The 22,919-nt window shown below is 71.7% G+C and carries 18 protein-coding genes; 5 read left to right on the top strand and 13 right to left on the bottom strand.

Translation table 11 applies throughout. From position 1 onward, the window contains the following. Positions 1–7: 7 nt before the first annotated feature. Positions 8–1,855 (top strand): glycoside hydrolase family 15 protein, encoded by a 1,848-nt coding sequence (locus AC069T_RS02580; RefSeq protein ID WP_478780949.1) that lies wholly within the window; start codon positions 8–10, stop codon positions 1,853–1,855. A gap of 24 nt (positions 1,856–1,879) precedes the next feature. Here the strand turns inward: AC069T_RS02580 and AC069T_RS02585 are convergent, their stop codons facing one another. The 4 genes from AC069T_RS02585 to AC069T_RS02600 are packed head-to-tail and all read right to left on the bottom strand — an operon-like array spanning position 1,880 to position 7,115. Next, positions 1,880–3,655: a cation:proton antiporter gene (locus tag AC069T_RS02585; RefSeq protein WP_478780950.1), complete on the bottom strand. Its 1,776-nt coding sequence runs from the start codon at positions 3,653–3,655 to the stop codon at positions 1,880–1,882. Positions 3,656–3,714: 59 nt separating this feature from the next. Next, the gene (locus tag AC069T_RS02590; protein WP_478780951.1) at positions 3,715–4,773 is read right to left on the bottom strand and encodes a cytochrome d ubiquinol oxidase subunit II; all 1,059 of its coding nucleotides are present in this window, start codon (positions 4,771–4,773) and stop codon (positions 3,715–3,717) included. Beyond that, the gene (locus AC069T_RS02595) at positions 4,770–6,239 is read right to left on the bottom strand and encodes a cytochrome ubiquinol oxidase subunit I (protein ID WP_478780952.1); all 1,470 of its coding nucleotides are present in this window, start codon (positions 6,237–6,239) and stop codon (positions 4,770–4,772) included. Before AC069T_RS02595 ends, AC069T_RS02590 begins: the two co-directional genes overlap by 4 nt. 36 nt (positions 6,240–6,275) lie before the next feature. Next, positions 6,276–7,115 (bottom strand): SDR family oxidoreductase, encoded by an 840-nt coding sequence (locus AC069T_RS02600; protein ID WP_478780953.1) that lies wholly within the window; start codon positions 7,113–7,115, stop codon positions 6,276–6,278. 289 nt (positions 7,116–7,404) lie between these two features. On the opposite strand from AC069T_RS02600, the gene AC069T_RS02605 reads away from it, so the two are divergent. Then, positions 7,405–7,806, top strand: a complete 402-nt coding sequence (locus tag AC069T_RS02605; RefSeq protein WP_478780954.1) for an SHOCT domain-containing protein — start codon at positions 7,405–7,407, stop codon at positions 7,804–7,806. Positions 7,807–8,004: 198 nt separating this feature from the next. Beyond that, positions 8,005–10,167: an ATP-binding SpoIIE family protein phosphatase gene (locus AC069T_RS02610; RefSeq protein ID WP_478780955.1), complete on the top strand. Its 2,163-nt coding sequence runs from the start codon at positions 8,005–8,007 to the stop codon at positions 10,165–10,167. A gap of 80 nt (positions 10,168–10,247) precedes the next feature. Here AC069T_RS02610 and AC069T_RS02615 read toward each other — a convergent pair whose 3' ends face one another. From AC069T_RS02615 to AC069T_RS02625, 3 genes are all read right to left on the bottom strand, one after another. Further along, positions 10,248–11,432, bottom strand: a complete 1,185-nt coding sequence (locus tag AC069T_RS02615; RefSeq protein WP_478780956.1) for a type III polyketide synthase — start codon at positions 11,430–11,432, stop codon at positions 10,248–10,250. A 390-nt stretch (positions 11,433–11,822) separates the two neighbouring features. Beyond that, a complete protein-coding gene (locus AC069T_RS02620) occupies positions 11,823–13,547 on the bottom strand; it encodes an acyl-CoA dehydrogenase family protein (protein ID WP_478780957.1) in 1,725 nt (574 codons plus the stop codon). 213 nt (positions 13,548–13,760) lie between these two features. After that, positions 13,761–14,333, bottom strand: a complete 573-nt coding sequence (locus AC069T_RS02625) for a PadR family transcriptional regulator (RefSeq protein WP_478780958.1) — start codon at positions 14,331–14,333, stop codon at positions 13,761–13,763. 167 nt (positions 14,334–14,500) lie between these two features. Between AC069T_RS02625 and AC069T_RS02630 the strand changes: the two genes are divergently transcribed. Next, positions 14,501–14,668 carry a hypothetical protein gene (locus tag AC069T_RS02630; RefSeq protein WP_478780959.1) on the top strand — a complete coding sequence of 56 codons (168 nt, stop codon included), beginning with the start codon at positions 14,501–14,503 and terminating at the stop codon, positions 14,666–14,668. Positions 14,669–14,826: 158 nt separating this feature from the next. Then, entirely contained in the window at positions 14,827–16,230 is a 1,404-nt protein-coding gene (locus AC069T_RS02635) for an MFS transporter (RefSeq protein ID WP_478780960.1), read from the top strand. A 45-nt stretch (positions 16,231–16,275) separates the two neighbouring features. Here AC069T_RS02635 and AC069T_RS02640 read toward each other — a convergent pair whose 3' ends face one another. The 6 genes from AC069T_RS02640 to AC069T_RS02665 form a co-directional block, all read right to left on the bottom strand. Continuing rightward, complete coding sequence (locus tag AC069T_RS02640; RefSeq protein ID WP_478780961.1) at positions 16,276–18,201, bottom strand: helix-turn-helix domain-containing protein; 1,926 nt, start codon at positions 18,199–18,201, stop codon at positions 16,276–16,278. A gap of 66 nt (positions 18,202–18,267) precedes the next feature. Beyond that, positions 18,268–19,068 (bottom strand): 3-hydroxybutyrate dehydrogenase, encoded by an 801-nt coding sequence (locus AC069T_RS02645; protein ID WP_478780962.1) that lies wholly within the window; start codon positions 19,066–19,068, stop codon positions 18,268–18,270. 60 nt (positions 19,069–19,128) lie between these two features. Then, the gene (locus AC069T_RS02650) at positions 19,129–19,602 is read right to left on the bottom strand and encodes an NUDIX hydrolase (RefSeq protein ID WP_358852173.1); all 474 of its coding nucleotides are present in this window, start codon (positions 19,600–19,602) and stop codon (positions 19,129–19,131) included. Between the two features lie 45 nt (positions 19,603–19,647). After that, complete coding sequence (gene lnt / locus AC069T_RS02655; protein ID WP_478780963.1) at positions 19,648–21,273, bottom strand: apolipoprotein N-acyltransferase; 1,626 nt, start codon at positions 21,271–21,273, stop codon at positions 19,648–19,650. Between the two features lie 197 nt (positions 21,274–21,470). Next, positions 21,471–22,019, bottom strand: a complete 549-nt coding sequence (locus AC069T_RS02660; RefSeq protein WP_478780964.1) for a hypothetical protein — start codon at positions 22,017–22,019, stop codon at positions 21,471–21,473. 103 nt (positions 22,020–22,122) lie between these two features. Continuing rightward, positions 22,123–22,908 (bottom strand): glutamate racemase, encoded by a 786-nt coding sequence (locus AC069T_RS02665; RefSeq protein WP_478780965.1) that lies wholly within the window; start codon positions 22,906–22,908, stop codon positions 22,123–22,125. Positions 22,909–22,919: the final 11 nt, after the last annotated feature.

A 22,919-nucleotide genomic window follows, 5' to 3' on the forward strand; every position in this document is an offset into this window, starting at 1 on the left:
GCTCACGATGGACGATTACACCCTGATCGAGAACCACGGTCTGATCGGTGACCTGCAGACCGCGGCTCTCGTGACGACCGATGCGACGATCGACTGGTTCTGCTGCCCGCGCTTCGATTCACCCAGCGTCTTCGGCGCCCTGCTCGACCGCCGCAAAGGCGGCCACTTCACCGTCAGGCCGGCCGTCGACACCTACACCACCAAGCAGCTGTACCACCCGGACACCGCCGTTCTCGTGACGCGCTTCATGACCGAGGCCGGCACGGGCGAGGTCGTCGACTTCATGCCGGTGACCGGGACGACGGCGACGCCGCGGCACCGGCTGGTCCGCATGCTGCGCTGTGTCCGCGGCAGCATGACCTTCGAGGGCGAGATCGCCCCGCGCTTCGACTACGGTCGCAAGCCGCACGAGCTTCACATCACGGAGCACGGTGCCCTGTTCACCTCGGAGGTGCTGAACCTCGCCGTCCACGCCGTCCGCGAGCCGCAGGACGAGCGACTCCTGAACATCCTCTCGGGCGACAAGGATCTCCGTTTCACCCTGACCCTGCAGGCGGGACAACAGCGCGGCCTGGTCATGGAATCCTCTCCGGAGGGTCCGCCCCACGAGGTCCGGGGTGCGGAGTTCGAGGAGCTCTTCGACGAGACGGTGCGCTTCTGGCGCTCGTGGCTCAGTCAGTCCACGTACGAGGGCAGGTGGCGCGAGGCGGTCGAACGCTCGGCCGTGACGCTCAAGCTCATGACCTACGCGCCGACCGGTGCCCTGGTCGCCGCCCCCACGACGGCCCTGCCGGAACAGCTCGGCGGCGAGCGCAACTGGGACTACCGCTTCACCTGGATCCGTGACGCCTCGTTCTCGGTGTACGCCTTGCTGGGCCTGGGCTTCAAGGAGGAGGCGGCGTCGTTCATCGGCTGGCTGCACGACCGGGTGAAGGAGGAAGCCGGCGGGGGCGACGGCACCGGACCGCTGAACATCATGTACCGGGTCGACGGCTCGTCCGACATGGTGGAGGAGACCCTGGAGCACTGGGAGGGCTACTGCGGCTCCGCCCCGGTCCGCATCGGCAACGGAGCGGCGACCCAGCTGCAACTGGACATCTACGGTGAGGCGCTCGACAGCATCTACTTCGCGCACCAGCACGGCATTCATCTCGACACCGGGGGATGGACCGCGCTGCACACCCTTCTCGACTGGCTGGTCGACCACTGGGACCAGCCCGGCGAAGGGCTGTGGGAGACCCGCGGCGGCCGCAAGGACTTCACCTACGGCCGGGTGATGTCCTGGGTCGCCTTCGACCGCGCCATGCGAATCGCGTACGACGACGGGCGCCCGGCAGCCCGCGGCCGCTGGATGGCCGAGCGCGACAAGCTGTACGAGCAGGTACTCGGCCGAGGATGGGACGCGCGGAAGCAGGCCTTCGTGCAGCACTACGGAAACGACGTGCTCGACTCGTCGCTGCTGCGTATGCCGACGGTGGGGTTCATCATGCCCGATGACCCGATGTGGAAGTCCACCCTGGATGCCATGGACCGTGAACTGGTCAGTGACAGCCTCGTCTACCGCTACAACCCCGAGGCGTCACCGGACGGACTGAGCGGCTCCGAAGGAACCTTCTCGCTCTGCACGTTCATGTACGTCGACGCCCTGGCGCGGGCCGGCCGCACGGATCAGGCCAGGCTGGTGCTGGAGAAGATGCTCACCTACGCCAACCACCTGGGCCTGTACTCCGAGGAGATCGCCCTGACGGGGCGACAGCTGGGCAACTTCCCGCAGGCGTTCACGCACCTGGCCCTGATCGACGCGGCGATCACCCTGGACTCGAAGCTCAGCGGGGCGCGCAGGGGCGGGCCGTAGCCGCACGGAGTCCGGGTGCCGGGTTCACTGTCCGGCGTGCACAGGAACGGAACCGAGGAGGACGACGGTGTCGCCCCCGCGAGGGACGGTCCGCTGCCGCTCGGTGACCGGGTCGAGGCGGTGGTCGGCCCGCACCACGAAGAGCGTGTCGTGCTCCGGCGGCAGCGGGGCGGAGGCGGGTTGCACCACGAACCGGGCGCCCCGCTCGTAGCGCTCCGCCAGGACGTGACGGACGAGGTGGGGGCCGAAGAGGATGTCGCCGCCGGTGTAGGGAGCGACCACTCCGTGGCTGTCGTGCGGTGGCCCGACCCGGTAGACGGACCCCTCGACGCTGTCCTGCATCACCACCGCGGCGAGCGCGTTGAAGTCGTCGTCGTCGGTGGCCAGGAACACGGCCGTCACTCCCTCCACCCGCGCCCCGGGGTTGATGGCCGTGGCCAGCAGGTCGCCCTTGGCGAGTTCGAGCCCCGCGTCCTTGATCCGTTCCCGCTCCTCCTCGCGCCCCGCCCACATCAGCACGTCGAGCTCGGCGGACCGCAGGGCCCTTCCCAGGTCGACCACCCACGGCTCGCCGCCCACCAGGAGAACGCGCTTGCCCGACTCCTTGACGACACCCAGCCGTCGGGCCACCGGTGCCGCCGTCAGCGCGTACAGCAGCACCGTTCCGACGATCACCAGGAAGGTGACCGGAAGGATCTTCGCCGCCCCGCTCACCCCCTCGTCCACCAGGCCGGCGGAGAAGGCCGACGCCGTGGCCGCCGCGACGATGCCACGGGGGTCCATCCACCCGACGAAGGCACGCTCCCCCCGGGACAGGTCGGTGCGCGCCGCAGCGGCGAAGGCGACGATCGGCCGGACCACCAGGACGAGGATCGCGATGAGGCCCAGCCCGGGAAGCAGTACGGGGACCAGGGAAGCCGGGGCGACGGTGGAGGAGATGGAGATGAACAGCAGCCCGATGACGAGCTGGACCAGAGTCTCGAAGAACGGACGCCGCGCGGGCATGTCGAAGCCGCGGAGGTTGGCCACGGCCAGTCCCGTGACGATCGCGGCGATGAGCCCCGTGTCGTCCCGCACGATGTCGCAGCCCGCCGACACGGCCAGCACCGTGGCGAGTTGGGCCAGCGTGCCCAGCGTCTCGCCGAGCCGCAGGGTGCGCAGGGTGAGCCACAGGAGCGCGGCTCCGAGGGCCCCGCCGACCAGCCCGACGGCCATGCTGAGGCCGAACTGGCCCAGTTGGTAACCCCGGCCGATGTCGACCCGGTGCGTCGTGGCGATCGCGTGGAAGGTGAGCGCGCCGAGGATGCCCCCGATCGGGTCGGTCAGCGTCCCCTCCCAAATCAGGATGCGCCGCACCTTGTCGCTCGGCCGCACGAAGTCCAGCAGCGGCCCCACGACGGTGGGCCCGGAGACGACGAGGATCACGCCCAGCATCGCCGCCACCCGCAGCGGCATGCCGAACATCGCCGGCGCCACCGCCGAGGTGACCAGGAACGTGAGCAGCACGCCGTACAGGAGCAGCCTTCCCACGATGCCGCGGGTGTGGCCGGCGAACTTGCGCAGGTCGAGCCCCAGGCCGGCGTCGTAGAGGATCACCGCGACGGACAGCGACACCAGCGCCGAGAAGTACGGTCCCAGCAGCTCGTCCGGGTGGATGACGTCCGTCATCGCACCGGCGGCGAAGCCCACCGGAAGCAGGATGATCAGGGCCGGGACGCGCAGCTTGCTCGCCAGGATCTGCGAGCCGGTGGCGAGCACCACCGTCAGGGCGAGTCCGAGGAGGATCTCGTCGTCGGTCACAGCGGCTTCCTTCGTCGAAGTCCGGGCACGGGGGGAATTCCGGGTACGGGCCCGGGCGATCAGCCGCCGGGGGCCGTACCGTCGCCGTCCGTCCCGCTTCCTCCGCGCAGCTCGGCGTCGGTGAGCTCCGCGAGTTCGCCGTGGGTGTCCAGCCAGTAGAGGAGTACGACGGCCGGCACGACGAGCACGAGGGCCACCAGGGTGACGATCGCCAGCCAGGTCAGACTGGCGGGTGCGCCCGCGGCGTCGGCCACGGTCAGTGAGGTGGGGACGAGGTAGGGGCGCTGGGCCATGCCCCAGGCCATGACGGCGGACGCGACGACCCCGGCCGCCGTGAGGCGCACCCACGTGCCTGGCGTCCGCAGGAGGAGCACGGCTGTCGCGAGCGCGGCGACCCCGGCCACGACGACGAAGAACAGCCCGAGACCATGGGTGAGTCCGTGCCATACGTGGGGTGCGTCGTCATGGGTGACGAACCCGGTGATCACCGCGAGGACGGCGACCGCGGCGAGAGTGCCGAGGGCACGCCCCCTGAAGTAGCCGACCAGATCGGGGGCGTCGAAGCGGCGGGCGTCCCCCGTGAGGAACACGGCGCCCAGGAAGGCCGTGGCCGCGACGGCGACGAGCCCGAACAGCAGGGAGGTGGGGTTGGTCCAGGCGTCCGCTGAGGCCTCGGTGCCCCGCGCGACCCGGCCCGACGCGACCCCGCCGACGGCGGCACCGAGGAAGAACGGTGTGACGACCGAGGCCACGGCGAAGACGGCCCCGTACAGCCGTCGGTAGGCGAGCCGGCGGACGGGCTTGCGGAACGCGAAGCCGGCGCCGCGCAGGACCAGGCCCATGGCGGCCAGCGCCAGCGGGAGCCACATCGCGGAGAACACGGTCTGGAACAGGGTGGGGAACCCGGTCCACATGATGACGAGAACGAAGATCAGCCAGACGTTGTTGACCTCCCACACGGGGGCCATGGCGTGGTCGATGAGCCACCGGGGACGCTTGCCGCGCTCCGCGCCCCCGGCGGTCAGGTCCCAGAAGCCCGCCCCGTAGTCCGTACCGCCCGCACAGGCGTACGCCGCGACGGCGAGGAGAAGCGTCACGGCGATGAGGTCGGCGGTCATGGGCGGCCGTCCTCACCGCGTGCGCCGACGGCGGGGCCACCCGCCGGGAGGGGGGCCCGAGGACCGTAAGGGGTGTCCGCCTCCGGCTCGTGGGGGGCGCCTCCCGCGGCCTGCTGCTCGTCGGCGAGCCGCCAGCGCGTGCGCATCTTGAGCAGGACGGCGAGGAACGAGCCGAAGAGGAGCACGTACACCGCCATCACCACGCCCAGCATGATCCACAGAGAGGTGGAGCGGGTCGACGTCACCGCGTCGGCGACCCGCATGTTCTGGTAGACGATCCAGGGCTGGCGTCCCACCTCGGTGGCGATCCAGCCGCACTCGACGGCGACGACGGAGGCGACCCCCGCGCAGGCCGCGGACCGGTAGAACCATCGGGAGGCGGGCAGTCGGCGGTGCCGCAGCCGGCTCAGTCCGTACCAGAGGGCGAGCAGCACGAGGGCGGACCCGAGCAGGACCATGATGTCGAAGGCCCAGTGGGCGATGGTCGCCTGCGTGGCGGTGGGGCGCTGGTCCGCCGGGACGGAGGTCAGTCCCCGCACCTCGGTGTCCGGGCTGAATCCGGCCAGCACCGAGTCGAGGAGCGGGACCCTGATGCCGCCCGAGACGGTGCCGTCCTTCCGCAGGCGTCCGAAGAGGTACTCCGGTACACGGGTGTCGGTCTTCCAGACGATCTCCATCGCGGCGAACTTCACCGGTTGCTTGTGGAACACCGACCGGGCGATGGAGTCACCCAGGACGAACTGCACGGGAGTGGCCACCGCGGCGATGGTGAACGGAACGCCGAAACCGAGCCGGTGATAGTGGTCCCGGCGGCCGCGCAGCCAGCCCACGGCGTAGACACCGGCCACCAGGAAGCCCGCGGTGATGATCATCGCGACGACGAAGTGCCAGTACTGCGGCCCGAACATCGGTGTCCAGATCGCCTTCCAGACGTTCACGTCGACCGGGTTGCCCCCGGAGTCGAGGGAGAAGCCCCGGGGCGTGTTCATCCAGGAGTTGGCGGCCAGGATGCCGAACGCCCCGAGCAGTGCGGCGGCCGGGAGCGGCAACCCGAGCAGGAAGTGCGTACGGGGCTTCAGCCGCCGCCATCCGTACAGGTAGACGGCGATGAGTACTGCCTCCAGGAAGAACGCCCAGGCCTCGACGCCGAATCCGATGCCGAAGACATCACCCCACCTGCCCATCAGGCCGGGCCAGAGCAGGCCGAACTCGAAGGAGAGCACCGTGCCGGTGACGACGCCGAGCGCGAACTGCACCGCCATGACGGCCGACCAGCGCCGCGCAAGGAGCAGCGCCGCGGCGTCGTTGCGGCGCAGCCCGCGGTAGTGCATGACCAGGGTGATGAAGGGGAAGGCCACGCCCAGGGGCACCAGGATGATGTGGGACGCCAGGGTGAAGGCCATGAGCTGCCGGGCCGGCAGGAGCTGGGCCGGGGCATCCGCCAGCAGGTGCAACGAGGGGGGCATGGAGGCCTTTGCTGTTCATGACGGTCCGGGAGAGGGTCAGCCGCCGGTGGCGAAGCCGGGGAAGAGGGTCATCCCGCCGTCCACGTACAGGGTGGTCCCCACCACGTAGTCCATGAGATCCGAGGCGAGTGCGACCACGGCGTGCGCGATGTCCTCGGGGTCGCCGATCCGGTCGTACGGAATCAGCTTCAGCAGGTCGTCCCGGGCTTCGGGTGTCTCCCAGGCCCCGCGGTTGATCGGCGTCTTGATCGCCCCGGGGGCGACGGCGTTCACCCGGATCTTCTCCGGTGCGAGCTCCTGGGCCAGGGTCTGCATCATCATCAGGACGCCGCCCTTGGAGGAGGCGTAGTTGACGTGGCCCGACCAGGGGATGAGCTGGTGCACCGAACTCATGCAGATGATCTTCCCGGCCGCGCGGGACACCTCGGGGACGACTCCGCGGCGCCGGAACTCCTTGGTCGCCTCCCTGGCGCAGAGGAACTGGCCGGTGAGGTTGACGTCGATGACCTTCTGCCACTGCGCCAGCGTCATGTCGGTGAACCGGGCGTCCCGCTGCAGACCGGCGTTGGCCACCATGATGTCGATCGTCCCGAACTCCTGGACCATCCGGTCCACCATGGCGGTGACCTGGTCCTCCTGCGACACGTCCGCTTCGTAGGCCGCGGCGCGCACCCCGAACGAGGTGATCTCCCGGACCACTTCCTCGGCGGCGTCACGATCTGCCACGTAGTTCACGACGACATCCGCGCCGGCCCGGCCCAGGCCGAGGGCCGTGGCCTTGCCGATGCCCGAGTTGGCGCCGGTGACCAGGGCCTTCTGACCTCTCAGCAGATCCGGCGGGATGACATCCCGCGATGCTTCCACGGTGGAATCCATGATGCCTGCCTCCTCGCTGCGCGGCTCCGGTCCGCCCGGCTGCGGAGGTCACGCAATCACGGCCGCGGCGCGCGGGTTGTCCGGCACACCACCGTCCGGCCACCGGCCCGGGTGGGTTCGTCCGAACGGACCAGCGGCCCGGGCCCCCGCTGGGCCGGGCCGCGAGACGGCCGCCGGCCCGCGGGACAGGGCGATCGCCGCACCGGGGCGAGTGCGGCCACCGGATGCGGCGGGAAGGGGGTGGCGGTATGACTGTCCGTGGGGGACAGCACTCGAACGGAGCGGGCCCATGGACGACTATCCGCTGCTCGACGTCTTCCTGACGATGATGTGGTTCTTCCTGTGGACGATGTGGTTCTTCCTGCTCTTCAAGGTGGTCACCGACATCTTCCGGGACCACTCGCTGAGCGGAGGGGCGAAGACCCTGTGGCTGATCGTCGTCCTCGTCCTCCCGTACGTCGGCGTGTTCGTCTATCTCATCGTCCGCGGCCGCACCATGGGCAACCGGGACGCCGAGGAGGCCAGGGAGCGGGAGGCGGCGTTCCGGAAGTATGTGCAGGAGGCGTCCGCGGACTCCGGCAGCGGCCGCAGCAGCCACGTGGACAGCCTGACGCGGCTGGCCGAGATGAAGAGCAGGGGCGACATCAGCGCGGAGGAGTACGACCGGGCCAAGGCGAAACTCCTCGCCTGAGGCGGCCGGGAGACCCGAAGCACGGCTCCACCGGCCGCGGCATTCCCTCACTGTCGGCGTTCACCGTGCGATCCGCCGGTGTGGGCGAAGCACTCCCCGGTGTTGTTCAATGAGGTGTGCGGTCAGGGATCTCGGGGCCCCGTCGCACGGGTCCGAGTACGGTCCCGGCGCTGCGCCGGGGATTGCCGAGAGAGCCGCATGGACTCCACACCGTCCCCCTCGTCCTCTTCGCCGTTCGATCAGGTCAGCAGCGCCCTGGGACGCTACATCCCGCGCGGCGCGGAGGAAGCGGCCGCCGGTCCCGCCGAAGCGCGGGGCGACCGCGGCATCCGTCGGCCCGTACCCGACGACCCGGCAGCCGACCGTCACGATCAGATCCTCGGCGTGGTCAATCTGGACGGGGATCTGAGAATCACCCGCTGCAATCTGGACGCCCCCGTCTTCGCGGGTCTGGATGCCGCGGCCGGGATTCCGTTCGCCGATCTCCTGCCCCCCGGGGACGTACCGACGGTGACGCGGCGGTTGCGGCAGGTCCTGGAGATCGGTGAGGCGCACGTCGCCAGGATCCAGCGTCTGCGGCGCGGCGACGGTTCGGAGCTGGTCGTCTCGATGAGCATCCTGCCCGCCGCGGCGCCTCAGGAAGGCCTGACCGTCTCCTTGATCGCCATGGCGAGGCGGCTGCACCTGTACGCCGCCGAGACCGCGATCGGCACCTCGCTGGACATCGCCGAGACCGCGCAGTCGCTGGCGGAGTCCCTGCTGGCCTGGGGAGACGTGGCCGCCGTCGACCTGGACTTCGCCGTATGGACGGGCGAGGGAGTCACCGAGCAGGCGCAGGGCCGCATCCGGCTACGGCGGGCAGCCCTGGTGCCGGACCGGGCGTGGCCCGAGGGGTACGTGCTTCCCGGCGACGATCTTCCGGGCGACGCGAGTCGTCTGCTGGCGCAGGCGGTACGGCGGGACGACGCCCCGCAGGCCATCGTCATACCCGACCGGGAGGCGGTCGAGCGGGTGCTCGGCAGTCCGCGGGTGATACGTGCCCTGGTGCCCGGTGACCGGTCGGCGAGTGTGGCGTGCATACCGCTGGTCCTGGTCGGCGCGCCGCCCGTCGTGCTGGGCGTGGCGGAGGTCTGGCGGCGGGCGGACCGCCCCTTCCGCGACAGCGAGCTGTTCGACCTTCAGGAACTGGTGGCCAGGACCGCCCATCACGTCGACCTGGCCCGTCAGCACCAGCGGGAGCACACGCAGGTGCTGGCTTTGCAGCGCCGCCTGCTGCCCCGGACCGGCGGCGCCACCATCGAGATCGCCAGCGTCTACCAACCCGCCACCCCCGACAGCGCGGGCGTCGGCGGCGACTGGGTGAACAGCTTTCCGCTGCCGGACGGCCGTACCGCGCTGGTCGTCGGAGACGTCGTCGGGCACGGCCTCGGAGCAGCGGCGACCATGGGCCAGCTGAGCATGGAGGCCCGCGCGCTGCTGTCCGCGGGGCTGGCACCCGACGAGGTGCTGGAGCACCTGGACGAGACCGTGACGCTGCTGGACGACGCGGAGTCCGGGCTGGCGGCCGGCTACAGCGCTCTCGGATCGACCTGCTGCATCGCCCTCTACGACCCGGTCAGCCACGACGTGACGCTCTCCAGCGCCGGTCACCTGCCGCCGGTCCTGGTGCTTCCGAACGGGCACGCGGGCCCGCTCGCGGTCCGCCCTCACCCCGGCCTGGGCGCCGAGTTCGCGCTGCGGGAGCCGTTCGACGTGCACACCTTCGGCGCGCCCCCGGGCTCCCTGCTCGCGCTCTACACCGACGGCCTGGTGGAGGATCCGGCCCTGTTGATCGACGAGGGCATCGGCAGGCTGGCGGACGCCGTGTCCACGGTGCACCCCTGGGACGGCCTCCAGCAGGCCGCACGGCACGTCGTCTCCACGCTGGCACCCGCGCGCCAGCGCGACGACGTGACCCTGCTGCTCGCGCGCATGATCGGCCACCGCAAGGGGGACACCGCGACCTGGCGGCTGCCCGCCCGCGACGACGCGCCCGCCCGTGCCCGCGCGCACGTCTCCGCGCTGCTGCGGCAGTGGCGCACCAGGGACGACACCAGGGACGACGCGACGCTGCTGGTCAGCGAGCTGGTCACGAACGCGGTGCGCTGTGCCCGCGGTCCCATCACGGTACGACTGATCCGAGGCGGTGACGGCCTGCTGTGCGAGGTGGGCGACACCGGTAACGGCAGGCCGCGTCTGAGACGGGGCGGCCTTCTCGACGACGGCGGGCGTGGCCTGCACATCGTGCACAAGCTCACCACCCGGTGGGGGGTGCGGTGGACGGACACCGGGAAGGTGGTCTGGGCGCAGGTCGCGAGGTGACGCGGCCGCGCATGCGGGGCCGGTGGCGTGCCCGATGATGCGGGTGTCCCGTCCGCCGGCAGGGTTCGCGTGGGCTCGTACTACAGCCACTCCCCTTCCAGGGCGGTGGCGGTGAGGCCCGGAGCCGCCGCGTACAGGACGGCGCGGCTGCCCGGCTTCTGCCCGGCGTCGTGCGCCCGCCTCAGGATGTCGAACACGGCCGCGCCTCCGCGGTTGCCGCTGGTGTAGCTGTCCCGGCTGTGGTCCAGCAGACCCGACGGCCACGCGTCGGGCATCGTCTGCTCCATGTACTCCAGCACCCGGGTGCCGCCGGGGTGCGCGAGCAGCACGTCGGGGTGCCAGGAGCCGGGGTCGTCCTGGTAACGGAGGCGCAGCCACTCCCACATCGCGGTGACCGTCTCCTGCACGGCGCGCGGCCCGCGGCGGTCCATCACGAAGTGGGTGCCGTCCGCCCGCGTGTCCAGGCGGTGCAGGTCCTGGGTGCCGGGCAGGGTGTGGTGCCAGGCGGCGTCCAGCCGCACGACCGACTCCGGCCTCGGGCGGCCCGTCACCACCGCGGCCACCGCGGTGTCCGCGAACAGCAACCGGACGATCAGGGACTCGAGGGTGTCGTCCGCGGGCTGGTAGGTCGTGCTCAGCGCCTCCGCGATCACGACGAGGACCACCCGGTCGGGGTCCGCGGCCACGAGGTCCGCCGCCAGGGCCAGCGAGCGGGTCCCCGCGACACAGGCCCACTGCGTGGCCGGCAGCAGCAGTACGTCGTCGCGGAGCGGAAGCCGGTTGGCCAGCGCGATGTCCAGACCCGGCAGCGCCGGGGTGGTCGAGTGACTGGTGATCAGGCAGTCGACGTCCGCGGCGTCCAGCCCGGCGATCTGCAGGGCCCCGCGCGCCGCCCGCTCCCCGTAGGACTGCACGGCCTCCCAGGCCGGCGCGGTGCGCTCCTGGACGGTCTGCGGCGCGGGTATCGCCTCGAGGGCGGCGATCACGCGGTCCACGTCCTGCGGGGTGAACCCGTCGCGTGCCAGGGCCTCTTGGGCGGGCCCGACGCCGGCAGCCCCCAGGCCGCCGCCGTTGCCGGGCGCGAGGGCGGTCTCCAGCGGCAGCATCCACCCGCGGGTCTCGATGCCCGTACTGGCCGCGATGCCGTCGATCCGCGGCGCCCACGGCGCGTGCGGGTGCCGGTCGCGCACCTCCGCCACGATCCGGCTGGTCTCCACGGTGTGCTCGCCGTGTATGACGGCAGGAGGACAGAGGTATGCGGCCATGATGGGCACCTTTCCAGGACACGGAAGAACGTCAAGAGGGCTGCGTCATGGGCCACTTCGGAACTTCGTGCCCATGAGGAGGGGCTCCGCTTCGGGAGTCGCTGTCCTAGGAAGCATGGACGCCAAAGGGACATTTCCGCTGTGACGCAGACAACTTGGGCGCCTACTGGAAGGGGTGATTCGGCACACATCGCCGAAAGAGGAAACCTCGGAGCGGTGCCGCGGCTCACGGCTGACCGGCCGTCAGTCCGTGAAACGGCATGGTCTGCCGCACAGCGTCACCTGGGGGCGGCCGGAGTCTTCACGGCCAGGATCTCGACGAGAGCCGAGCGCTGACAAACCGGAGGCCGGGCTCGAGCGGCCCGGCCTCCGGTGAGGTGCACTGCGCGTCTACGGGGCCATCTCGTACGTGCCGGACAGCGCCTCGACGCGCTGCCAGACCCGCCCCGTGCGGGCCTCGTCGACGACCGGTCGCCGCACGGCGCCCAGCGCCCACTCCTGCTGCGCTTCGGTCGCCGAGTCCTTGCCGTGCAGTTCGACTGCGTGGGCGGAGAAGTCCCGCACGAGCACGGCGAAGAGTTCGTCGAGCACGTCCTCGTCGAGTCCGGTGAGGGCTGCCTGTTCCAGGACGAGCTGTCCGTGCACGACGAGAGCGAAGAGCTGACCGACCGCGAGGGCGAGGTCGAGATCGCGGCTCTGTTCCGCGTCGGGGGCCGCGGTGGTGACGAACGCGCAGAGCGCGTCGGCCTGTTCGCGCAGACGACTCACGTTGGGCAGGTGCGCGTATGCCTCGAAGGCGGGCCGCCAGTCGTGGAAGCGCACCGAGCCGAGGCCGCGGGCCGGCCCCTGCCGGAACAGGAAGTCGTCGTCGGCCGCGTCGAGGCGGGTGCGGACGCCGGGATACTCGACCGGGTCGAGGAGGTGGTTGCGCATGAACTTCAGGATCAGCGCCAGGTTGACGTGGACCGTGCCCTCCAGCTTCGGCAGACCGCGGATCTCCACCGCCGCCTGGGCGAAGTAGTTGTCCTTCTCGAAACCCTTGGCGGCGATCACGTCCCACATCAGGTCGATGACCTTCTCGCCCTCCGTGGTCACCTTCATCTTCGTCATCGGGTTGAAGAGCAGGTAACGGCGGTCGTCCGGGCCCGCGGAGCGGAAGTAGTCGACGGCGCGGCCGCTGAACAGCTTCATGCCGACGAGCCTGACGTAGGCGTCGGTCAACTCGCGCCGCACGTGCGGGAAGGCGGTGACGGGGCGGCCGTACAGGATGCGGTTGTGGGCGTGGGTGACGGCCTCGTACATCGCGTGCTCGCAGATGCCGATCGAGGCGGTGCACAGGTTGAACTTGCCGACGTTGACGGTGTTGAGGGCGGCGTCGAAGGCCGCGCGGCCGGTGTGCAGGACGTCCGCGGCCGTTACGGGATAGTCCTCCAGTCGGAACTCGCTGACGAACTTCGAGGAGTCGACGACGTTCTTGACCAGGTGATAGGCAGGGTGACGGCTGTCGGCGGCGAAGAACACGTAGCCGTCGGGGCCCTCGACGTCGCTGCGGCGGCCGAAGACGGAGACGAGTCCTGCGGCGTTGCCGTTGCCGATGTAGTACTTGGAGCCGGTGGCGCGGAAGCCTCCGTCGCCGTCGGGTTCGAGCAGCATGTCGGTGGAGTAGATGTCGGCGCCGTGGACCTTCTCGGACAGGCCGAACGCGAACACCTCTCCCTGGGCGAGGAGTTCCGCGGCGCGGGTGCGGGCGGCGGCGTTGTCGCTCTGCCAGACCGGACCGAGGCCGAGGATCGTCACCTGCCAGGCGTACCAGTAGTCCAGGCCGTAGAAGCCGAGGATCTCGTTGAGCGCGGCGATCCGGGCGGTGTCCCACCGCTTGTCCGGCTCCCCCTCCCCCGCGGCGGACGACGGCGTCAGGAAGGTGGCGAACAGGTTCTCCTTGGCGGCGAAGGCGAGGAAGTCACCGAGCCACGCACGGGTCCGGTAGTCCTCCAGCAGCCGCCGCTTCCCGCGCTCCTCGAACCAGTCGACGGTGGCACGCAGCAGGCGGCGCGTCTCGGGGTCGAAGTGCGCGGGGTCGTAGCCGCGCGGGTTGAATATGAGCTGGTCAGTCATGATGGGACGCCTTTCGGCAGGGGTGAGGGCGGACATCGGTCGGACATCGGGAGATCTGACGGCTGGGCGGTGCGGCCGGGGAGGAGCTGCGGAGGGAGGCGGCGGACCGGTCCGGGAGCGGAGGAGGGCACGGGCCGGCCCCGGGAGCGGCGGAGGGTGCGGGCGGGCCCGGGACGAGCGGCAGGCCGCAGGGCGTCCCTGGCGCGGCGCCGATCAGCGGCCCGGACCGAACCGGGCCAGCGTGACGAGTACGTCGTCCAGCCAGTCGATCATCATCCGTTCGTACGCGATACCGCCGCGCAGGACGACGTGCTGGAGTTCTCGTTGCGCGTCGAGGGGCGCCCGCGTACCGGCTGCCGCCGCCTCGGACCCCGTGAAGTCCCTTACCTCGCCCGCGAGATAGTGCGCCAGCCGGCCCCGGTGTGCCTGCCGGTGTCGCTCCACCTCGCGGATCAGGCCGGCGGGGTCGTCGAAGGCGGCGCCCCGGATCTTCACCGCCAGGTCGTGACGGACGCTCTCCGGCTCGATCGGATCGCGCAGCCAGGAGGACAGCGCCGCCCGTCCGAGGTCGGCGACGGAGTACTCCTTCTTGTCCGGCCGCCCCTGCTGCGGGACGTCCCGGACGTCGACCCAGCCGTCGTTCTCCATGCGCTTGAGCACGCGATAGATCTGCTGGTGCGTCGCGGTCCAGAAATAGCCGATGGACCGCTCGAAACGCCGGGCCAGTTCATAGCCGGATCCCGGCTTTTCCAGGAGCGACACCAGGATCGCCTGTTCGAGCGCCATGACGCCGATCTTGCTATGCAACTCGTTGCATAGCAAGCCTCGCCCGCCCCGATGCGACGAGGCTCACCCCGCGGACGTCCCCGGCGCGGGTGGAGCCCCTCGCGAGACAGGGCGGCCCGAAACCGGATGCGGGCGGTTATCGAAGGACGTAGCTCTCGATGTGGTCGATGACCGTCGATACGGCGTGCCGGTACGCGGTGCTCGACCGGCGGACCCGGGAGAGCAGCATGCCCGTCGCCTCCGAAGCCTCCGGCGTTGGCCGCCACCCCAGGGACTTCCTGGCTCAGCTCGGAGATGCCGTGGCCGCCGCGTTCACACGTTCCTCGGCGACCTGACCGAGGCCATCACCGGGACCCCCGCACCGCAGACATGGGGAGCGTGCGCACTCTCAGGCGGAGAACTATGGTGTCCCACCACATACGCCTCTGCTCTGCGCGTTTCTACGGTGTGGCGACACGCAATCGTCCCCGTCGAACGCCAGGAAGTGGTGCCGATGTCCTCCCCCGCGACCGCTCCGCCAGCCCCGTCCAGCCTCAAGCGCATCGTCGCCGCGAGTCTCATCGGCACCACCATCGAGTGGTACGACTTCTTCCTCTACGGATCGGCCGCCGCGCTCGTCTTCAACAAGCTCTTCTTCCCCAACTCCGAACCGCTCGTGGGAACCCTGCTCTCGTTCCTGACCTATGCCGTCGGGTTCGCGGCCCGCCCGGTCGGCGCCCTCGTCTTCGGACACTACGGCGACCGCCTGGGCCGCAAGAAGCTGCTGGTGCTGAGCCTGCTGCTGATGGGCGGAGCGACCTTCGCGATAGGCCTGCTGCCCACGTACGGCACCATCGGCGTCGCCGCTCCGGTGCTGTTGACCACCCTGCGCCTGGTCCAGGGCTTCGCGCTCGGCGGCGAATGGGGCGGCGCCGTCCTGCTGGTGTCGGAGCACGGGGACGCGAAACGGCGCGGCTTCTGGGCCTCCTGGCCGCAGACGGGAGCGCCCGCCGGACAGCTCCTGGCGACCGGAGTGCTCTCGCTGCTGACCGCCACGCTGTCGGACGACGCCTTCGGCTCCTGGGGCTGGCGCATCCCGTTCCTGCTCTCCGGCGTGCTGGTCGTCGTCGGTCTGTGGATTCGGCTGTCTGTCGACGAATCCCCCGTGTTCAAGGAGGCGTTGGCGCAGGCGCAGGCCCGCGAGGCGGCGGAGGCTGCCGGCGCCCCGGCCGCGGAACCCGAGAAGATGCCGCTGGTCTCCGTCCTGCGCCACCACTGGCGCGACGTGCTGGTGGCGATGGGCGCGCGCATGGCGGAGAACATCAGCTACTACGTGATCACCGCCTTCATCCTGGTGTACGCCACCACGTCCGCCGGTGTCTCCAGGCAGACGGCGCTCAACGCGGTGCTCATCGCGTCCGCCGTGCACTTCGCCGTCATCCCCGCCTGGGGCGCCCTCTCGGACCGCGTCGGCCGCCGTCCCGTCTACCTGCTGGGCGCGGCCGGAGTCGGGCTGTGGATGTTCCCGTTCTTCCGCCTGATCGACACCGGCGGCTTCGGCAGCCTCATCCTCGCGGTGACCGTCGGCCTGGTGCTGCACGGGGCGATGTACGCGCCCCAGGCGGCCTTCTTCTCGGAGATGTTCGCGACCCGGATGCGCTACTCGGGCGCGTCCATCGGTGCCCAGTTCGCCTCCGTCGCGGCCGGCGCGCCCGCCCCGCTCATCGCGACCGCCCTGCTGGCCGAGTACGACGACTCGACTCCGATCGCGCTGTACGTGATCGCGGCGGTCGTCCTCACACTGATCGCGGTGGGCGTCGCCAAGGAGACCAGGCACCGGGACCTGACCGACATGGACACCCCGTCCGACGCGGAGCCCGCCCCGGCGGCGGCGCCGGCGGACGTACGGGCCGTCTGACCCGGGAACGCGCCACTGACCCTCGTACGCCGACGCGTACGAGGGTCATTGCCGTGCCGCAGCCGACAACCGGTGCAGGCGCAGGGCGAGTTGGATCTCCAGCGCCCGGGCCGGGCGCTGCCAGTCGTCCCCGAGCAGCCGCCCCACGCGCTCCAGTCGCTGCGCCACCGTGTTCACGTGGACGTGCAGCTCGTCCTTGGTGCGCGCCGGACTCATGCCGCACGCGAAGTACGCGTCGACGGTCCGCACCAGGTCGGTGCCGCGCCGCTCGTCGTACGCCACGACCCTCCCGATGGTGCGCTCGACGAACCCGGTGATGTCGCGGTCCCCGGCGAGCAGCAGTCCCAGGAACCCGAAGTCCTCGGCGGCCGCACCGTCCCCGGCGCGACCGAGCAGCCGGAGGGCTTCGAGGGACCGCAGCGCCTCCGCGTACGCCGCGGCCACGGCGTCGGGGCGGGTCGCGAGGTCCTGCACGGGGGGCGAGGCGCCCACGGTGACGGCCTCGTGGACGGCCTTGCCGAGGTGTCCGGCGGTGCGACGGGCCAGGTCCGTCGCCGCGTCGCCTGGGTCGAGGGGCAGCAGCAGGACGGTGCCGCCGTCCCGTGCGGCGGCGAGCCCGCGCCGGGTGCCTGCCAGATGCGAGGCGGCGGACCACAGGCGCCGGCGGGCGGCGGCTTCCTGGTCGGCGTCGGCCGCCGGGCCGTCGAGCCGGGCGGCGAGCACCACGTGGCGGGCGTCGAGGTCGGCGTGGAGCCGGGCGGCGCGGTCGCGCAGCAGACGGGGGTCCCGGTCGCGGGAGTCGAGCAGGTCGTCCAGCAGCTCGCCCCGCACGCGCTGTTCGGCCTCGGCGGCCGAGCGTCTGGCGAGGAGCAGCAGGGAGGTGACCATCGCGGCGCGCTCCAGGGTGCGCTGGTCGACGGGGTCGAGGCCGGGCTGGCCGCGCAGCACCAGGGCGCCCAGAAGCTCTCCCCCGGCCGTCACGGCGGCGATCCAGTCGCCGCCGCGGCGCACGGCGTGCCCCTCCGCACGCGACGCTTCCAGGGCCGCGTCGGTGGTGGTGCCGTCCTCGGTGAACTCCACTGTGCCGTCCAGGACTTCGGACACCGCGGCGGCCACGTCATGGACCCCGCCGCCGCGCAGCACGAGCTCGGCGAGGCGGTCGTGGACGTCCGAGGCACGCTCGATCACCGCGCTGCGGTCCTGGATGATCTCGTTGGCCCGGCCCAGCCGGTCGAGGGCCGAGCGGGTCTCGGTGAGCAGGTTCGCGGTGTCGATGGCGGCCGCGGCCAGGGCGGCGAAGGAACCGAGCAGGGCGATCTGCTCCCGCTCGAAGACACGGGCGCGCCGGTCGGCGGCGAACAGCACCCCGATGACGTGGTGCCCGATCATCAGCGGCACGCCGAGGATCGCGACCAGCCCCTCGTCCCGCACCCCCGTGTCGATGGTGTGCGTGTGCTGGAAGCGGTCGTCCGCGAAGTAGTCGTCGGTGACGTACGGGCGGGCGGTCTGCGCGACGAGTCCGCCCAGTCCCTCCCCCATGCCGAGCCGCAACTGCTGGAAGCGCGCGGCCACCGAACCCTCGGTGACCCGCATGTAGGTGTCGCCCCTGACCGGGTCGTTCAGGCTGAGGTACGCCACGTCCGTGCCCAGCAGCGACCGGGCGCGCTGGACGATGGCCTGCAGGACGGCGTCGAGGTCGCGCAGTCCCGCCAGGTCGTGTGCGGTCTCGAAGAGCGCGGAGAGCTCCGCCTCGCGGCGGCGCCGCCCTTCCATCTCCGAGCGCACGCGCAGCGCCAGCAGCTTCGCCTGCTCGAGCGCGGCGACGCGCTCGGCGGGCCGGCCCTCGGCGCGGGCCAGCAGGACCGGCTGCTCGTACGCGTCGGCGGACGCGCCGCGGGCCAGCAGCTCCAGGAAGGGCGCCTCGGCGCCGGCTGCGGAGCGCTCGGCGGACTGCACGTGATCGCGGGACATGCTCACAGGATTACCTGTCGGCGGGCCGGCGCCGCCAGCCCTGTGGACAACTCGGCCGGGGGTCCATCAGTGGGCGGTCCAGCCGCCGTCCAGCGCGAGGGAGGTGCCGGTGACACAGGACGCATGCGGGCTGCACAGGTACGCGACGGCCTCGGCGACCTCCTCGGGTTCGATGAGCCGCTTGACGGCGCTGTCCCGCAGCAGGATCTCGGTGAGCACCCGTTCCTCGGGGATCCCGTGCGCCCGGGACTGGTCGGCGAGCTGCTTCTCGACCAGTGGGGTGCGCACATAGGCCGGGCTCACACAGTTGGAGGTGACTCCATGGGGGGCGCCTTCCAGGGCGGCGGTCTTCGACAGTCCTTCGAGGCCGTGCTTGGCGGACACGTACGCCGACTTGTAGGCCGAGGCCCGCAGGCCGTGCACCGAGGACACGTTGACGATCCGGCCCCACCCCTGCCCGTACATGTGCGGCAGTGCTCCGCGGATGAGCCGGAACGGGGCCTCCAGCATCACGGTCAGCACGGTGTGGAAGACGTCCGGCGGGAACTCCTCCAGGGGGCGGACGAGTTGCAGTCCCGCGTTGTTCACCAGGACGTCGGTGCCCGCGGCGACGAGTTCCGCCGCGTCCAGGTCGGTCAGGTCGAGGACGTGCGACTCGACGGTGCCGGGCAGTCCCCGCCCCTGCTCGGTGAGCGAGTCCAGGCCCGCGGCGTCCCGGTCGACCGCTCTCACCTTGGCGCCCGCGACGGCGAGCCGCAGCGCGCAGGCACGGCCGATGCCGCTCGCGGCACCGGTGACGAGGGCGGTGCGGCCGCCGAGGTCGAGAGGCGGGGCGGGGAGACCCGGAAGGGCACTGGGCGCGGTCATGTCTCGACCCTAGGCAGCCCCCGCACCCGTCCCGATATGGTCACCACCCATACTTCGCGCTCAGTTCATGGGGTCGAACCACGTGGGTGCATCGGACAGTGCCTGCTTGATCCGGAACCGTCCGAACTCGTTGAGCTCCGGCAGGGCGTCCATGCCGAACCAGCCGACCTCGAGCGACTCGTCGTCGTTGACCCGGGCCTCGCCGCCGACGGCCCGGCACCGGAACGTGATGTCCATGTACTGGCAGGTGTCGCCGTTGGCGTACGTGACCGGTTCCAGGGCCTGGACGAGCACGACGCGTTCGACGACGCAGCGCACGGCCGTCTCCTCGAAGACCTCCCGCACGGCACAGGCCGCGGGCTGCTCACCCGGATCCGGGATGCCACCGATCACCGACCACTTGCGGGTGTCGGTGCGGCGCCCCAGCAGCACTCTGCCGTCGTCGTCGAGGACGATGGCGGTGACCCCGGGGAGCCAGAGCAGCTGGTGGCCCGCGGAGGCGCGGATCGTGCGGATGAAGTCGGGAGTGGCCATGGAGCGACCCTAACGGCCCCGTTCCCCCGCCCGCGCTGCCCGCCGTCAGACGCGGGCCCGGGCATCGTCGCCGCGCCGGGCACGGACCGCCGAGGCGCCCGATGCGCCGAGTCCGCCGAGCGCGAGCGCCACGATGACCATCTCGGGGAGGATCCCGAGGCGGGTCGCGGGGGTCTCGGAGGAGCGCAGCGGCACCTTCTGGACCAGGGAGTCGGCGACGAACATCCCGGTCCGCCGGGTGATGTGCCCGTCCGGCATGATCACGGCACTGACTCCGCTGGTCACGGGCACCGTGACGGTGCGGCTGTGCTCCACCGCGCGCACGCGGGACATGGCCAGCTGCTGGTAGGTCATCTCGCTGCGGTCGAAGGTGGCGTTGTTGCTGGGCACCGAGATCATCCGGGCGCCGTGGGTGACCGTGTCGCGCACCGCCCAGTCGAAGGCGGCCTCGTAGCAGGTGGCGAGACCGACCCGGGTGCCCGCCATGGTGAAAACGCCCGGTTCGCTGCCGCGGCTGAAGTCCTGGCGCACCATGGACGTCCAGTTCTCGTTGACGGCACCGAGGAGGGAGCGCATCGGGAGGTACTCGCCGAAGGGCTGCACCTGTCGTTTGTCGTAGCGGTCGACGGGGCCCTCGTCCGGGTCCCAGAGGATCTGCTCGTTGTAGAGCCTGCCGTCGCGCTCGACGACGCCGCCCACCGAGATCGGGGCGCCGATCGCCCGGGCCGCGCCGTTGATCACGGCGCGCGCGTCCGGGTTGGTGAACGGGTCGATGTCCGAGGAGTTCTCCGGCCACAGCACGAAGTCGGGCCGGGCGGCCCTGCCCGCCGTCACCTCGGCGGCCAGGCGCTCGGTCTCCTTGACGTGGTGGTCGAGAACGGCGCGCCGCTGGGCGTTGAAGTCGAGTCCCGCCCGCGGCACGTTGCCCTGGATCACCGCCACGGTCGCCGTGCCGTCCTCCGCCCTGTCGCTCACCAGGGAACGCGCGGCGAGCGCGCTCACGAGGGGCACGGCCACGCTCAGCAGGGCCACCACGGCGGCCCCGCGCCTTACGGCACCGGCGCGGCGGCCCTCGACGGCCAGGCGGACGGCCTCATGGAGACCGAAGCCGCAGAGCACGACCGCGAAACCGAGCACGGGAGTCCCGCCCACGGCGGCCAGGGGAAGGAAGACACCGTCCGCCTGGCCGAAGGCGACCTTGCCCCAGGGGAAGCCGCCGAACGGCGCACGCGCGCGTGCCGCCTCACCCGCCGTCCACAGAGCCGCCGCCCACAAGGGCCACGCGGGCAGCCGGGAGACCGCCGCGATGCCCGCGCCGACGAGCGCGACGAACACCGCCTCGACGACGACGAGCGCCACCCACGGGCCGGGGCCGACCTCCACGCCGGTCCACACCAGCAGCGGCAGCAGGAATCCGAGGCCGAAGAGGTAGCCGAGGCCGAGAGCCGTCTTCCAGGTGCGCCCGCGCAGGGACCAGGCGAAGACGGCGAAGGCCGGCAGCGCGAGCCACCACAGCGTGCGGGGCGGAAAACTGACGTAGAGCAGGAGGCCGGAGAGTGCCGCGGCGGCGCACGGAACGAGCCGCCGCACCCGTCCGGCACCGCGGGAGACGGGCGGGGCCTGGGGTCCGAGCTGCTCCGGCTCGTCCACGGAGGTTGCGGTCGCGGTCACCCGGCGAGTCTACGGCGCGTGACCTGGGCACCGACAGCACGGTCGGCCCTGCCCGCCCGGGACGGACCCGGCGCGCCCGCACGGCGAGGAAGCACCCCCGGAAGAGGCAGGTGTCCCGGCGGTCCCGACCGGGTCCTGCGGCTTCCCCTGCCGACCCGGGCGCCGCCACCGGCACGGCGAGCCGCGCCGGGTGTCCGTCAGGGCGCTGCGGGTGTCCCCGTACCCGGACGCAGGTGGTCGCGGATGATCCGTACCGCCGCCTCCGCGTTGTCGACCGTGATCGTGAACGTGTGACCGTCGCCGAGGCGCAGGACCACGCCCTCGCCGCGCCGGACGATCACTCCCGTCCCCTTCTCGGGCCGCCAGCGGTAGCCCCAGCCGCCCCACTGGCGCGGGGTGACCTGGGGCGCGAAGTCCGCCCCGACCACGTGCGCCAACGGGATGCGGCGGCGGGGCAGACCGATGTGGCCGCAGCGCACTTCCAGGCAGTCCTTGTCGACGGTCACGGCCACGTGCACGAAGGCCAGTGTGCCGAAGAGGATCAGCAGTCCCGTCGCGATGCATCCGACGACGGACATCACGAGCGGCGCGCTGTCCGAGGTCCATGCGGAGTCGACGGCCAGCTCGATACCGAGCGCCATGCAGGCGGCACCGCCGAGGGCCGGCAGCCACTGGACGCGGTTCCTCGCGCGTCCCGTCCAGACCTTCGGGTGGGGGGCGTTCTCGCCGTGGGGGTGGTCCCTCATGCCTATGAGACTACTCAGGTTTCGCAGCGCGGGTACCTGGTGGCGGACTGTGACTGCTCCGGCCGGGCGGCCCGCTCCGCGAGGTGCCGCCGGGGGTTTCCGGTCAGCGGGCGGGGCTGACCGTCTGCAGGAGGCGGCCTTCCTCGTACGCGAGGGCGGCCGCGGGCAGGGCGCCCTCGCGTCCGCCGAGCAGCACCGTGAGGGAGCCGGTGGCGGGTGCGTCCGGCGCGGGGGACGCGCCGATCCTGCGCAGTGCCTGGGCGGCCACCGCACCGGCCGAACCGTGCAGCACGAGCGGCGGAAGACCGGGCTGCTGGACGGCCTCGCGGATCCGCTCGGCGACCAGCTCGTAATGGGTGCAGCCCAGGACGACGGTGGTCACGTCGCCGGGGGTGCGGGCCGCGGCCGCCGCGATCGCCGCGTCGACGGCCGCCTGGTCCCCGTGCTCCACGGCGTCGGCGAGCCCGGGGCAGGGCACCTCGGTGACCCGCACCCCGGCGGCGAACTCGCGGATGAGGTTCCGCTGGTAGGGGCTGCCGGTGGTGGCGGGCGTGGCCCAGATCGCCACGGGTCCGCCACCCGCCGCGGCCGGCTTGATCGCCGGGACCGTGCCGATCACGGGCACCTCGGGCTCCAGGCGGGCGCGCAGGGCGGGCAGGGCACGCACGGAGGCGGTGTTGCAGGCGACGATCAGCGCGGCGGGATCGAGCCGGGCGGCCGCTTCGGCGACCGCGAGCGCGCGCGCGGTGACGTCCTCCGGCGTCCGGGGCCCCCAGGGCATGCTGCCGGGGTCCGAGGAGAGGACGAGATCGGCGTCGGGCCGCAGACGGCGTACCGCGGTGGCCGCGGCGAGCAGGCCGATTCCGGAGTCCATGAGCGCGATCTTCACCCGGTCACCAT

The organism is Streptomyces sp. NPDC043867, from assembly GCF_056435845.1.